At 63.9% G+C, this 11,816-nt stretch carries 13 protein-coding genes; 3 read left to right on the plus strand and 10 right to left on the minus strand.

Translation table 11 applies throughout. From position 1 onward, the window contains the following. Positions 1–67: 67 nt before the first annotated feature. Positions 68–979 (plus strand): UTP--glucose-1-phosphate uridylyltransferase GalU, encoded by a 912-nt coding sequence (galU, locus tag B7G52_RS19900; protein WP_096699345.1) that lies wholly within the window; start codon positions 68–70, stop codon positions 977–979. 25 nt (positions 980–1,004) lie between these two features. Here galU and B7G52_RS19905 read toward each other — a convergent pair whose 3' ends face one another. From B7G52_RS19905 to B7G52_RS19920, 4 genes are all read right to left on the minus strand, one after another. Beyond that, positions 1,005–1,232 carry a sulfurtransferase TusA family protein gene (locus B7G52_RS19905; RefSeq protein ID WP_096699365.1) on the minus strand — a complete coding sequence of 76 codons (228 nt, stop codon included), beginning with the start codon at positions 1,230–1,232 and terminating at the stop codon, positions 1,005–1,007. Positions 1,233–1,465: 233 nt separating this feature from the next. Further along, positions 1,466–2,038 (minus strand): hypothetical protein, encoded by a 573-nt coding sequence (locus B7G52_RS19910; protein WP_096699347.1) that lies wholly within the window; start codon positions 2,036–2,038, stop codon positions 1,466–1,468. A gap of 77 nt (positions 2,039–2,115) precedes the next feature. After that, positions 2,116–2,337, minus strand: a complete 222-nt coding sequence (locus B7G52_RS19915; RefSeq protein ID WP_096699348.1) for a CsbD family protein — start codon at positions 2,335–2,337, stop codon at positions 2,116–2,118. Positions 2,338–2,502: 165 nt separating this feature from the next. After that, positions 2,503–4,113 carry an iron ABC transporter permease gene (locus B7G52_RS19920; RefSeq protein WP_096699350.1) on the minus strand — a complete coding sequence of 537 codons (1,611 nt, stop codon included), beginning with the start codon at positions 4,111–4,113 and terminating at the stop codon, positions 2,503–2,505. A gap of 113 nt (positions 4,114–4,226) precedes the next feature. On the opposite strand from B7G52_RS19920, the gene B7G52_RS19925 reads away from it, so the two are divergent. Then, on the plus strand, positions 4,227–5,321 hold the full coding sequence (locus B7G52_RS19925; protein WP_096699352.1) for an ABC transporter ATP-binding protein: 1,095 nt from the start codon (positions 4,227–4,229) through the stop codon (positions 5,319–5,321). Here the strand turns inward: B7G52_RS19925 and B7G52_RS19930 are convergent. The 6 genes from B7G52_RS19930 to B7G52_RS19955 all read right to left on the minus strand — a co-directional run bounded on the left by B7G52_RS19930 (position 5,318) and on the right by B7G52_RS19955 (position 10,011). Continuing rightward, positions 5,318–6,052, minus strand: coding sequence for a 1-acyl-sn-glycerol-3-phosphate acyltransferase (locus B7G52_RS19930; protein WP_096699354.1), 735 nt, complete (start codon positions 6,050–6,052; stop codon positions 5,318–5,320). The genes B7G52_RS19925 and B7G52_RS19930 overlap by 4 nt on opposite strands. A 5-nt stretch (positions 6,053–6,057) precedes the next feature. After that, positions 6,058–7,350, minus strand: a complete 1,293-nt coding sequence (locus tag B7G52_RS19935; protein WP_096699356.1) for a dihydroorotase — start codon at positions 7,348–7,350, stop codon at positions 6,058–6,060. A gap of 130 nt (positions 7,351–7,480) precedes the next feature. Continuing rightward, positions 7,481–8,443: an aspartate carbamoyltransferase catalytic subunit gene (locus B7G52_RS19940; RefSeq protein ID WP_096699358.1), complete on the minus strand. Its 963-nt coding sequence runs from the start codon at positions 8,441–8,443 to the stop codon at positions 7,481–7,483. Between the two features lie 58 nt (positions 8,444–8,501). Further along, positions 8,502–9,014 carry a bifunctional pyr operon transcriptional regulator/uracil phosphoribosyltransferase PyrR gene (gene pyrR, locus B7G52_RS19945; RefSeq protein WP_096699360.1) on the minus strand — a complete coding sequence of 171 codons (513 nt, stop codon included), beginning with the start codon at positions 9,012–9,014 and terminating at the stop codon, positions 8,502–8,504. After that, the gene (gene ruvX / locus B7G52_RS19950; RefSeq protein WP_096671290.1) at positions 9,011–9,427 is read right to left on the minus strand and encodes a Holliday junction resolvase RuvX; all 417 of its coding nucleotides are present in this window, start codon (positions 9,425–9,427) and stop codon (positions 9,011–9,013) included. The genes pyrR and ruvX overlap by 4 nt, the downstream gene beginning before the upstream one ends. Further along, positions 9,424–10,011 (minus strand): YqgE/AlgH family protein, encoded by a 588-nt coding sequence (locus B7G52_RS19955; RefSeq protein WP_096699361.1) that lies wholly within the window; start codon positions 10,009–10,011, stop codon positions 9,424–9,426. Before B7G52_RS19955 ends, ruvX begins: the two co-directional genes overlap by 4 nt. 113 nt (positions 10,012–10,124) lie before the next feature. On the opposite strand from B7G52_RS19955, the gene B7G52_RS19960 reads away from it, so the two are divergent. After that, on the plus strand, positions 10,125–11,609 hold the full coding sequence (locus tag B7G52_RS19960; RefSeq protein ID WP_170954818.1) for a deoxyribodipyrimidine photo-lyase: 1,485 nt from the start codon (positions 10,125–10,127) through the stop codon (positions 11,607–11,609). Positions 11,610–11,816 lie beyond the last annotated feature (207 nt).

An 11,816-nucleotide genomic window follows, 5' to 3' on the forward strand; every position in this document is an offset into this window, starting at 1 on the left:
TTTTTCGTCATACTTCTGACTTTGTGTCAGTAACGCAACACTCTAGTTCCATTCCCAAGCCAAGTAAATGAAAAAAGTCACAACTTTAAAAAAAGCGGTTTTCCCCGTTGCCGGCCTCGGAACGCGTTTTTTGCCCGCCACCAAAGCCCAGCCCAAGGAAATGCTGCCGGTTGTGGACAAGCCGCTGATCCAGTACGCGGTCGAAGAAGCCTATGCGGCCGGCATACGCCACATGATTTTTGTCACCGGACGCAATAAGCGGGCCATCGAAGACCACTTCGATACCGCCTACGAGCTCGAGACGGAGCTGGAAGCCGCCAAGAAGCACCATTTGCTGGAAATCGTCCGCTCAATGAACCCGGGCGACATGGATTTTTCCTATGTGCGCCAGCCGCGCTCGCTGGGTCTGGGCCATGCGGTGCTGTGCGCGGAACACCTGGTCGGTGACGAACCTTTTGCAGTGCTGCTGGCCGACGACCTGATGGTCGGCGAGCCGGCCGTCCTCGCCCAGATGGCCGCCCACTTCGAGCAGGTCCAGCAATCGATTCTGGCGGTGCAGGAGGTGCCGCTCGAGCACACCCGGCGCTACGGCATCGTGGCGACCGAGCCTGTGGTCGCTGGCCTGATGAAGGTCACCAGGATGGTGGAAAAGCCGGCGCCGGAAGTGGCGCCCTCACGCATGGGGGTGGCGGGACGCTACATCCTGACGCCTGCCGTTTTCAGGCACATACGCAGCCAGCCTATCGGCGTCGGTGGAGAGATTCAGCTGACCGATGGCATTGCCGCCCTGATAGGCGAAGAGAGCGTCTACGCTTTTCAGTACGCCGGCAAACGGTATGACTGCGGCAGCAAGGAAGGTTTCCTCGAGGCCACGGTCGAACTGGCCCTGCAGCACCCCGAAGTAGGCGCCCATTTCAGAAACTACCTGGAAAACCTGCAGATCGGCTGGTCAGGCAAGGAACGCAGAAAACCGCATTGAGCGGTTCACTGCGCTGCATTGCCATTCAGCGGCGCTTGAGCACGTGGATGAAGTCGCCGCCTTCGGCCTGCTGCTCCACCAAGTCGTTGCCGGTCTGCTTGGCAAACGCCAGGAAGTCGCGCGTCGAGCCGGGATCAGTCGAAACCACCCGGAGCAACTGACCGGTGCTCATCTCGGCCAGGGCCTTTTTGGCCTTCAGGATAGGCAGGGGGCAGTTCAGGCCGCGGGTGTCTAGCTCTTTGTCGATTTGCATGCGTGTGTCCTTGGATGCCCCGATTTTAAGCAATTCCTGCGCTGCCACCTGCTTGCCACGCCAGACAGCCGCTGCGCGTCCCGGCATCGCCCAATTGCTACAAAAAACAGAGCTGCCTGCGCCCGTTCAGCAGGGGCCCGAGCCCAATTTCTTGCACAACACAAAAAAAGACCCCCGGTCCTGCGCGGCAGGCCGGGGGTCTGGCGTCGGGAAAAAAATCCCGTGCTGCCGGCTTATTTCATGCCGAATTTAGCCTTGGCATCGGCCTGGCAGGCATCCTTGGCATTGCCTGTCATGGCATCGCAACGCTCCTTGGCCGCCTTGTACTGGGCATCATTTTTGTCAGCCGTTGCGTCTTTTTTGGCATCGGCCATGGCGCCGGCCTTGTCCTTGTTGGCCTCGGCGCTGACCTTGCTGACCTTGGCATCGGCCTTGGCTGTCGCGCGGGCGGCTTTGGCGTCTTTCATGCAGACATCCTTGGCATTGCCGTTCAGGTCATCACATTTTTCCTTGGCGATGTCGTAAGCGGCATCGGCCCTGGCCTCTGCCACTTGCTGATCGTGGCGGGGGCTGGGTTTGTACTGGGCTTCAAGTTGCGCCTTGGCGACTTTTTCCGCGCCCTTGGCTTCGGCCTGACAGATATCCCTGGCGTTGGCCGTCAGGGTCTTGCATTTGTCGCGGCTGGCCTTGTAGTCAGCCTCCACGCGGTCTTTCTGCGCTTTGTATTCGTCCTTGGTCAGCGCCATGGCGTTGCCGGCGAAGGCACAGGACACGGCGAGCGTGAGCATGATCAGTTTGGATTTCATGGGTGATTTCCTTTTCGATGAGGTGGTGTATTTTTCAAGAAGCTCGCGGACCGAAGACCGGCCGGCACGCCATAACGTTAGTAACGCTCAAAAAACCCGGTCGGGTTGCGTTCCTGAAAAGCCTCCAGCTGTTTTTCAGCTTCGTCCCTGGCAATACCGTGCCGCTCCTGGATTCGGCCCAGCAACTGGTCGCGCTTGCCGGCAATGATGTCGAGGTCGTCATCGGTGAGCTTGCCCCACTGCTCCTTGACTTTTCCCTTGAACTGCGCCCAGTTCCCCTCGATGCGATCCTGGTTCATGGTGACTCCTTTGGTGAATGTGTGTCACGCGGCTGCTTGGCCTGCGACAGGAAAATTCACTGTAAAAGTACTGTCGGCGGGATCGGGTAGGCACATGCGGGCAAGGGGCGTAGGTGCCTGCCTACACCCCAGGCTGAACGGGTGAGTGTCAAAGACGCAGACGGTCTAACGCGCGCGTAGCGAGCGACCCAGCAGCAGGACCGGAAACAGACCGACCAGCACCAGAACCAGGGCCGGCAGCGCTGCCTCGCCCAGGCGTTCGTCGCGGGCCAGCTGGTAGGTCACCACGGCCAGCGTGTCGCTGTTGAAGGGACGCAGCACCAGCGTGGCCGGCAACTCCTTCATCACATCGACAAACACCAGCAGGGCAGCCGCCCCGACGGACCGCTTGAGCAGCGGCCAGTGCACCCTGGCCATGAGGGCGGCACCGGTGGCGCCCAGCATGCGCGCACTGTCGTCGAAACTGGCCGGTATGCGCGAGTAGCCACTTTGCACGGACTGCAGCGCCACGGCGGTGAAACGCACCAGGTAGGCCCAGACAATGCCCAGCGCCGTTCCCGTGATCCAGTAACCCGCGGAGGTTTGCGGAGCCGCGGCCTGCAGCCAGCCCACGGGCAGCAGCAGGCCCACCACGATCACGGCGCCGGGCACGGCATAACCCAGGCTCGCCAGTTGCGCAGCGAAGCGTGTCAGCCAATGGGGCTGGCGGCGCAGCGCAAAGCTCAGGCCCAGCGCCACAGCGGTGGCGAGCAAAGCGCTCAAGCCGGCCAGGCTCACGCTGTTGAAGGACCAGCGCACAAACTGCGTCCACGGCAACTCGCTCCAGCCGGCCACCAGGGGGCGCAGCATGAACAGCACGGGCAGGACAAACCCGAGTGCGATGGGCAGCGCGCACAAGGCCCACGCCAAACCGGCCCGCAGGCCGTGCAAGGAGGTGGGCGCAGCGTCGGCAGCCCCGGCGCGGCCACCGCGGCTGCCGGCAAAACGCATGCGTTTTTGCGCATGGTGCTCGATTCTCAGCAGCACTGCCACCACCAGCAACAAGACCGTGGCCAGTTGCGCAGCCGCCAGCCGGTTGTCCATCGCCAGCCAGGCCTTGTAGATGCCGGCGGTGAAGGTCTGGATGCCGAAATAGCTGGACACGCCGAAGTCCGCCAACGTCTCCATCAAGGCCAGTGCCACGCCGGCCGCCACGGCAGGACGGGCCAGCGGCAAGGCCACCTCCCGAATGCGGCGCTGCAGCGGCGCGCCGAGCAGGCGGGCGGCTTCCATCAGATGCACCGCCCGCTCGGACAACGCGGTGCGGGCCAGCAGATAGACATAGGGATACAGCGTGACCGTGAAAACCAGCACCGCACCGCCCAGGCTGCGAATTTCAGGCAACAGACGCCCCTGCCAGCCAAAGCTCGCGCGCAGCCAGCTTTGCAGGGGCCCGGCGTATTGCAGGAAGTCGGTGTAGGCGTAGGCCACCACATAGGCCGGCATGGCCAATGGCAAGAGCAGCGCCCAGGCAAAAAACCGCCGCCCCGGAAACTCGAACAGCGTCACCGCACAGGCCGTGCCCATGCCGATCAGCGCAACGCCCCCCGCCACGGACAGACACAGCAGCACGGAGGTGAAAGCGTATTCCGGCAAGACGGTTTGCAGCATCTCCCGCAGGATGGGCAGGGACTGGCTGTCGAGTTCAAACCACGACAGCATCACCGCCAGCACCGGCAGCGTGAGTACCGCCATCAGCAGGAACAGGGGAACGGATGAAAGAAAGCGACGAAGCATGGGGTCCCGAAAAAAAACATCTGCTCACGCCGCAGGGCGGATACCTGACGCAGACGGCGGGCCGTGCATCAGGCGAGTGCAAATGAGAATTGTAAGCATCTACAATTGCACCCATGTTCCTGGAACTTTCCAATCTGGTGGTGCATTACGCGGGCCGCTCCAGCCCGGCCGTCGGCGGCGTGTCCCTGGGGCTGCGCACCGGGGAAATCGGCGTGCTGATCGGGCCTTCCGGCTGCGGGAAAACCACCCTGTTGCGGGCCGTCGCCGGCCTGGAGCAGGCCCAGGCGGGCAGCATCTCGCTGGCACAGGAAATCGTCAGCAGCGGCAAGCAACATGTGCCTGCGGAACAGCGGCGTATCGGCATGGTGTTTCAGGACTACGCCCTGTTCCCGCACCTCGATGTGGGCCACAACGTGGCCTTCGGGTTGACGCACCTGAAACCGGCCGAGCGCCAGCAGCGCGTCAGCGAAGTGCTGGACATGGTCGGTCTGGGCAAGGCCCAGAAACGTTACCCGCATGAATTGTCAGGCGGGCAGCAGCAACGTGTGGCCCTGGCGCGCGCGCTGGCCCCCCGGCCGCGCCTGCTGTTGCTGGACGAGCCTTTTTCCAACCTGGATGTGGATCTGCGCGAGCGCCTGGCGCATGAGGTGCGCGGCATCCTGAAGCTGGCCGGCGCCACGGCGCTGTTTGTCACCCATGACCAGCTCGAAGCCTTTGCCATCGGCGACCGCATCGGCGTCATGCATGAAGGCCAGCTGCACCAGTGGGATGAGGCCTACGAGCTGTACCACCGGCCCGCGACCCGTTTTGTGGCCGAGTTCATTGGCCACGGCGTGTTCACCCACGCCCAGCTGACACAGCGGGACCACAACGTGGTGGTCCACACGGCACTGGGGGACCTCAGCGATGTGCTGGAGTGCCCCCTGCCCAGCGCCTACCCCGACGGCATCTGCGACGTGCTGCTGCGCGCCGACGACATCGTGCACGACGATGCGGCCCCGGTGAAAGCGCAAATCCTGCGCAAGGCTTTTCGCGGCTCGGAGTTTCTCTACACCCTGCAGCTGCAAACCGGCGAAACCGTGATGGCGCATGTGCCTTCACACCATGACCATGCGCTCGGCGAATGGATTGGCATACGCGCCGAAGTCGACCACGTCGTGACGTTCCAGCGTGACGAACACGCGCCCGCCGCCGCCTCTGAGAGTTAAGAGGCCTCGCGCAGCAGGCGCTCCACGTCCCGCTGCAAATCGGCCGCCCAGGTGCGCCGGTCCCGGCCCTGGCAGGGCTGGAGTTCCCCGAAAGTGACCTCGGCGCGAAGATGGCGCACGTTCAGGGTTTCCCAGATCGACACGAAAATCGAGTCGTCGTCGATGTAACGCGGCGCAAAACAGGTCTGCCCCGTCTCAGCATCCACAAAGCGCAGGGCCACCGGCTGCACCGGTGCGTCCGCCGCAATCGCCGCCTGCAGCAGGTTGGCATGAAAGGGCTTGAGGCGGGTGCTGTCGCCCGTCGTTCCTTCCGGGAACACGGCGAGCACGTCCCCGAGCTGAAGCTGCCGGGTCATGTGGTGCACCACGCGATGGGCATCCCGCCTGGACTCCCGCTCTATGTACAGGGTGCCGGCACCGCCGGCCAGCGTACCGACCAGCGGCCAGTGCTTGATATCCGACTTGGAAACAAAACGGCAGTAACGCGAGGCATGCAGCACCACGATGTCCAGCCACGAAAGGTGGTTGGCCACCAGGAGGGCCGGCCCCTCTGCCACGGGTGAACCCCTGACAAGCAGCTCGATGCCAACGATCTTCAACATGGCCAGGGCCCAGACCTGGACCCGGGCTTCTCTCGCAGGCTGCCCAAGCCGGGGAAACAGCGTCAGGATGGTCCACATGCCGACCGCAATATGCGCCAGGGCGCGCAGCAGGCGCCAGACGGCCTGCATGCCGTTCAGGCCTCGTACGCGACTTGCCCGCCCACCAGCGTCCAGCACACACGGGCCGGCAGCTGGTAGCCGGAAAACGGCGTGTGTTTGCCCTGGCTGCGCAAGGTGTCGGGCTGCACCGTCCATTCGGCCTGCGCGTTGAACACACAGACGTCGGCCACGCCACCCTTGACCAGTTGCCCGGCACTGGCCTGAAAGGTCCCCAGTGCGCCGCCCAGCACGCGGGCCGGCTCGCTGGTCAGCACCGCCAGCGCGCGGGACAGGCCCACACCGCTGTCCGTGCCCCATTTGCAGGCCAGGCCCAGCAACAGTTCCAGCCCGGTGGCACCCGGCTCGGCCTCGGCAAAAGGCAGGGTCTTCGCATCGGCCTCCACCGGTGTGTGATCCGACACCAGCGCGTCGATGACGCCGTCGGCCAGCGCCTGGCGCAACGCATCGCGGTCACGCTGCTGGCGCAGCGGCGGGTTCAACCGCATGCGGCTGTCAAAGTACCCAATATCGGTGTCCGTCAGGTGCAGGCTGTTGATGCTGACATCGGCCGTCACAGCCAGACCGTCGGCCTTGGCCTGGGCCAGCAAGGCCACGCCGGCCGCGCTGCTGATGCGGCAGACATGCACTCGCGCGCCCGTGACACGGACGAGCTCGAACAGCGTGTGCAGCGCAATGGTCTCGGCCGCCACCGGCACACCGCTCAGGCCCAGACGGGTCGCCAACGCACCGCTGGCGGCCACACCCCCGCCCAGCCAGCTGTCCTGCGGACGCAGCCAGACGGTGTAGCCGAAGCTGGCGGCATATTGCAGGGCGCGCAGCAACACCTGGGTGTTGGCCAGCGGCACCTCGGCCTGGCTGAAGCCGACACAGCCGGCCTCCGTCAGCTCAACCATTTCCGTCAATGCTTCCCCTTGCAGGGCCCGCGTCAACGCGCCCAGCGGAAACACGCGCGACTGGTGCTGCTTCTCCGCACGGAACTTGAGCATCTCGACCAGGCCGGGCTCGTCGAGCACCGGATCGGTGTCGGGTGGGCACACCAGGCTGGTGACGCCGCCGGCGACGGCCGCCGCCAGTTCGCTTTCGAGCATGCCCTCATGCTCATAACCCGGTTCACGCAGGCGCGCCGACAGGTCCACCAGGCCCGGCGCCACGATGCAGCCGGTGGCATCAATGGTCCTGTTCGGCGCGAAGTCGGCCAGCGCACCTTTGAGCGAGACGATGCGCCCGGCGGCAATCGCCACATCACCCACTTCGTCGAGGCCGGAAGCCGGATCAATGACGCGGCCGTTTTTAATGAGGATCTTCATGCTTTTTCTCCGCAGCGCTCGAAATGACAAGCTTGGGGAAACATGTTTTTCCGCCGGGCCGCCCCAAGGAAAAATGCTCCCCCTCGGGGGTCAGCGCAGTACGCGCAGCGACAAGCGTGGGGGCTCATCTTCATGCTTCGTTCCCGGCAACAATGCTCATCACCGCCATGCGCACGGCGATGCCGAAAGTGACCTGCGGCAGGATCACGCTTTGTGCGCCATCCACCACGGCGGAGTCGATTTCGACGCCGCGGTTGATCGGGCCAGGATGCATCACGATGGCATCGGGTTTGGCATGCCTGAGCTTGTCGTTGGTCAGGCCAAAGCTTTTGAAAAATTCATGACTGCTGGGCAACAGGGCGCCGGACATGCGTTCGTTCTGCAGCCTGAGCATGATGATCACGTCGGCCCCCTTGATGCCCTCCTCCAGGGTGTGGCAAACGCGCACGCCCATTTGCGCCATGTCGGCAGGCACCAGGGTTTTCGGGCCCACCACCCGTACCTCGGGGCAACCCAGCGTGGTCAGTGCATGGATGTCGGAGCGGGCCACGCGCGAGTGCAACACGTCGCCGACAATCGCCACGGTGAGATTGCTGAAGTCCTTCTTGTAGTGGCGGATGGTGTACATGTCCAGCAGCCCCTGGGTAGGGTGGGCATGGCGGCCGTCGCCGGCGTTGATCACATGCACGTGCGGTGCGACGTGTTGCGCGATCAGGTAAGGCGCGCCCGATTCGCTGTGGCGCACCACAAACAGGTCGGCCGCCATCGCACTCAGGTTGGAGATCGTGTCGAGCAGTGACTCGCCTTTGGAGGCCGACGAGCGCGCAATGTCGAGGTTGATCACATCGGCCGACAGCCGCGTCGCCGCGATCTCGAAGGTCGTGCGGGTGCGGGTGGAGTTTTCGAAGAAGAGGTTGAAGACACTCTTGCCGCGCAGCAGCGGGACCTTTTTGACCTCGCGGTCGCTGACGCTGACAAAACTGGCTGCGGTATCGAGGATGTGGGTCAGCGTGGCTTTGGGCAGCCCTTCAATGGACAGCAGGTGAATCAGCTCCCCATTCTTGTTGAGCTGCGGGTTTCGTCGGTACAACACAATCAGGCCTTTCGCAGGACGGCAGGAACGCAGGCAGGAAAACCGTCGGTGCGGGCGGTCATGGCGTCACCCCCTGCACCTGGAAGCTGAACCGGCCGTCGTCACTGCGCGCCAGTGCCAGTGACTGGGACGCCGGCAGGGCCACCCGGGCAGCCGCAAAGTCGGCCTGTATCGGCAGCTCTCTGTCACCCCGGTCCACCAGCACCACCAGCTTGACGCTGGCCGGCCGGCCGTAGTCAAACAGCTCGTTGAGAACGGCGCGAATCGTGCGCCCGGTGTAGAGCACATCGTCGAGCACGATGAGGTGGGCGCCGTTGACATCAAAAGGCAGCACCGTCTGGCCGCTGGCCGACAGGCCGCGTTGGGAGAAGTCGTCACGGTGCATCGCCGAGGACAAGGTACCGATGTCGTCGGCCAGCCCCAGGTCAGCGCGCAGGCGTTCGGCCAGCCAGACGCCGCCGGAAGCCACACCCACCAGCCGCGGCGGGCGGTCATAGGTCGCCAGCAGCTGCTGTATGCCGCGCAGGACTTCGCGGTACAACGCCTCGGCGTCCAGGGTCAGGCTGGTCATGAAAAGCTCCTTAAAAACTGCTCGAGGATTATGCAGGCAGACGCCGCGTCCGCGTCAGGCGCACCCTGCGACAACGCTTCGGTGGTGCTGTAACGTTCGTCGACCTCGAACACCTGCAGGCCAAAACGCCCGCGCAACTGGCGGGCAAACTTCCGGGCGCGGGCGGTGTTGTCGTGGCTGGCGCCATCGGGATGGAAAGGAATACCCACCACCAGCGCGTCGGGTTGCCACTCCCGGATTTTCAGGGCGATCGCCGTGAAACGGGCGTCACCCTCGGCGGCGATGCTGCCCTGCGGTGTCGCCGTGCGCGTCAGCCGGTTGCCGGTGGCAACACCGGTGCGTTTGACACCAAAATCGAAAGCCAGAAATGTTTGCAGGTTGGCGGCCATGGCAGGCGGAGCCGCTGCACTCATGCGTGCCCTGCCTCGGGGGACAGCATCCAGCTCTGCAGGCCCAGCAGCATCAGCGCCTTGTCGTAACGCTGCTCGACCGGCGTATCGAAAATCAGCGAGAGGTCCGCCTCCACGGTGAGCCAGCTGTTGTCGGAAATTTCGGATTCCAGCTGCCCTTCGCCCCAGGCCGAATACCCCAGGGAGACAAACACCTTGCGGGGCCCGGCGCCTGTGGAGAGGGCTTCCAGCACATCCTTGGAGGTGGTCATCTCCAGCCCACCGGGGATGGTCATGGTCGATGCGTACACCGTTTCGCTGCCTTCGAGCATGCATTCATGGAGCACAAAACCACGCTCGGTCTGCACCGGCCCGCCCTGGAACACGAGGGACTTGGTCAGGTCGTCGCGCCCCAGCGGCAAGGCCACCTTGTCGAACAGGCCCTGGAGGTTGATGTCGCTGGGCTTGTTGATCACCAGGCCCAGCGCGCCGCGATCGCTGTGCTCGCACATGTAGACGACGCTTCTTGCGAAAGCCTCATCATCCAGCCCGGGCATGGCAATCAGGAAGTGATGGGTCAGGTTGATCGGTGCAGAATCCAGTGCCATGACGCAATTTTACGCGCTGGCGGTGCGCGCTGGAAGAAAAACCACCGGCCTCTTGCGTCATCCCCGTGCGCCATCCCTGCAGCCTCCGCCACATCCATGACTGGTCCCGGAACATGAACAAAAAATACGACACGGGCCTGATGTGGTTCAGACGCGACCTGCGCGTGGACGACAACGCGGCCCTGTACCACGCCCTCAAGGCCTGCCGCCAGGTCTTTTGCGTTTTCGTGTTTGACCGCGCCATTCTGGACGCCCTGCCGCGTGCCGACCGCCGCGTGGAATTCATTCGCGAGTCACTGGTGGACCTGGACAGGAAGTTGGCGAAGCTGGGCCGCCACCATGGCGTGTCCCAAGCCGCACTGATCGTGCAGCATGGCCGGGCGGACGAGCTCGTGCCGGCGCTGGGACAGAAGCTGGCTGCCGAAGCCGTTTTTGCCAGCCATGATGACGAGCCCGGCTCGCTGGCACGCGACGCGCGGGTCGGCGAGGCGCTGGCGGGGGACGACAAGGCGTTTCACAGCTTCAAGGACCATGTGATCTTCGAGCGCAGGGAGGTGCTGACCCTGGGCGGCACACCCTACAGCGTTTTCACGCCCTACAAAAATGCCTGGCTCAAGAAAGTGGACGATTTTTACCTCCGGCCCTACCCGGTGCAGAACCACGGCGCCGCTCTGGCTGCCCTGCCGGTGAACTGCCGCACCGGCGTGCCCGCACTGGAAGACATCGGCTTTGCGCCGACCAACCTCGCCGAACTGAAAATTCCCACGGGGAGCCTCGGCGGCTCGCACCTGTTTGACGATTTCATGGCGCGCATCGATCAATACCACGCCACGCGCGACTTCCCTGCGGTCAAGGGACCGAGTTATCTGGGGGTGCACCTGCGTTTTGGCACAGTCTCCATCCGCCGGCTGGCGGGCACCGCCCTGCGCCTGCAGGCGCAGGGCAGCCCGGGTGCCGCGGTCTGGCTCAGCGAGCTGATCTGGCGCGATTTTTATGCGCAAATCCTGAGCAATTTCCCGCATGTGGCCGAGCGTTCCTTCAAGCCCGCGTACGATGCCATCGCCTGGGAACAGGGACCTGCTGCCGAGGCATTGTTTCGGGCCTGGTGTGAAGGCCGGACCGGCTACCCACTGGTCGATGCGGCCATGGCCCAGATCAACCAGACCGGGTACATGCACAATCGCCTGCGCATGGTCACCGCCAGTTTCCTGGTGAAAGACCTGGGGTTGGACTGGCGCTGGGGCGAAAGGTATTTCGCCGAACACCTCAACGACTTCGACTTGTCGGCCAACAACGGCGGCTGGCAATGGGCCGCCAGCAGCGGCTGCGACGCGCAGCCCTACTTCCGCATCTTCAACCCGACGAGCCAGAGCGAGAAGTTCGACGCCGACGGGAAGTTCATCCGCAAGTACCTGCCGCAGCTGGCCGGACTGACCGGCGCGGACCTGCACAGCCCCTGGCTGGCCAGGCCCGTGGCGCTGGCCGCCGCCGGTGTAAGGCTGGGAGAGAACTACCCGCTTCCCGTCGTGCAGCACGACGAGGTGCGGGCGCTGACCCTGCAACGCTACGCCCCTGTCAAAAAAGCAGCGGCAGAATAGTCGCTCCTCTTTTTATAGCTGGAAGCGCTTGTCCAGCATGGGCTGGATGCCAATTTCTTGGCGGATTCAAGTACAAAGCGCAACAGAAGGCAGTGTAATCGGCTGCATCTTCAAGCCATAGAAGACCTCGTGCGGGGTGAGGTAACCCAGGCACTTGCGGGGTCTGTGGTTGAGCCGGTACACCGCATCATCGACCTCATGCTGGCG

It is taken from the genome of Polaromonas sp. AER18D-145, from assembly GCF_002379095.1.
Taxonomy (GTDB): Bacteria; Pseudomonadota; Gammaproteobacteria; order Burkholderiales; family Burkholderiaceae_C; genus Polaromonas.

Bases quoted from the DNA above. Each gene is read 5' to 3' on its own strand.
- galU (WP_096699345.1), top strand. From the start codon at position 68: ATGAAAAAAGTCACAACTTTAAAAAAAGCGGTTTTCCCCGTTGCCGGC.
- B7G52_RS19905 (WP_096699365.1), bottom strand. From the start codon at position 1,232: ATGCAAATCGACAAAGAGCTAGACACCCGCGGCCTGAACTGCCCCCTG.
- B7G52_RS19930 (WP_096699354.1), bottom strand. From the start codon at position 6,052: ATGCAGGCCGTCTGGCGCCTGCTGCGCGCCCTGGCGCATATTGCGGTC.
- ruvX (WP_096671290.1), bottom strand. From the start codon at position 9,427: ATGAGTGCAGCGGCTCCGCCTGCCATGGCCGCCAACCTGCAAACATTT.
- B7G52_RS19925 (WP_096699352.1), top strand. From the start codon at position 4,227: ATGTTCCTGGAACTTTCCAATCTGGTGGTGCATTACGCGGGCCGCTCC.
- B7G52_RS19955 (WP_096699361.1), bottom strand. From the start codon at position 10,011: ATGGCACTGGATTCTGCACCGATCAACCTGACCCATCACTTCCTGATT.
- B7G52_RS19960 (WP_170954818.1), top strand. From the start codon at position 10,125: ATGAACAAAAAATACGACACGGGCCTGATGTGGTTCAGACGCGACCTG.
- B7G52_RS19920 (WP_096699350.1), bottom strand. From the start codon at position 4,113: ATGCTTCGTCGCTTTCTTTCATCCGTTCCCCTGTTCCTGCTGATGGCG.
- B7G52_RS19915 (WP_096699348.1), bottom strand. From the start codon at position 2,337: ATGAACCAGGATCGCATCGAGGGGAACTGGGCGCAGTTCAAGGGAAAA.
- B7G52_RS19910 (WP_096699347.1), bottom strand. From the start codon at position 2,038: ATGAAATCCAAACTGATCATGCTCACGCTCGCCGTGTCCTGTGCCTTC.
- B7G52_RS19935 (WP_096699356.1), bottom strand. From the start codon at position 7,350: ATGAAGATCCTCATTAAAAACGGCCGCGTCATTGATCCGGCTTCCGGC.
- pyrR (WP_096699360.1), bottom strand. From the start codon at position 9,014: ATGACCAGCCTGACCCTGGACGCCGAGGCGTTGTACCGCGAAGTCCTG.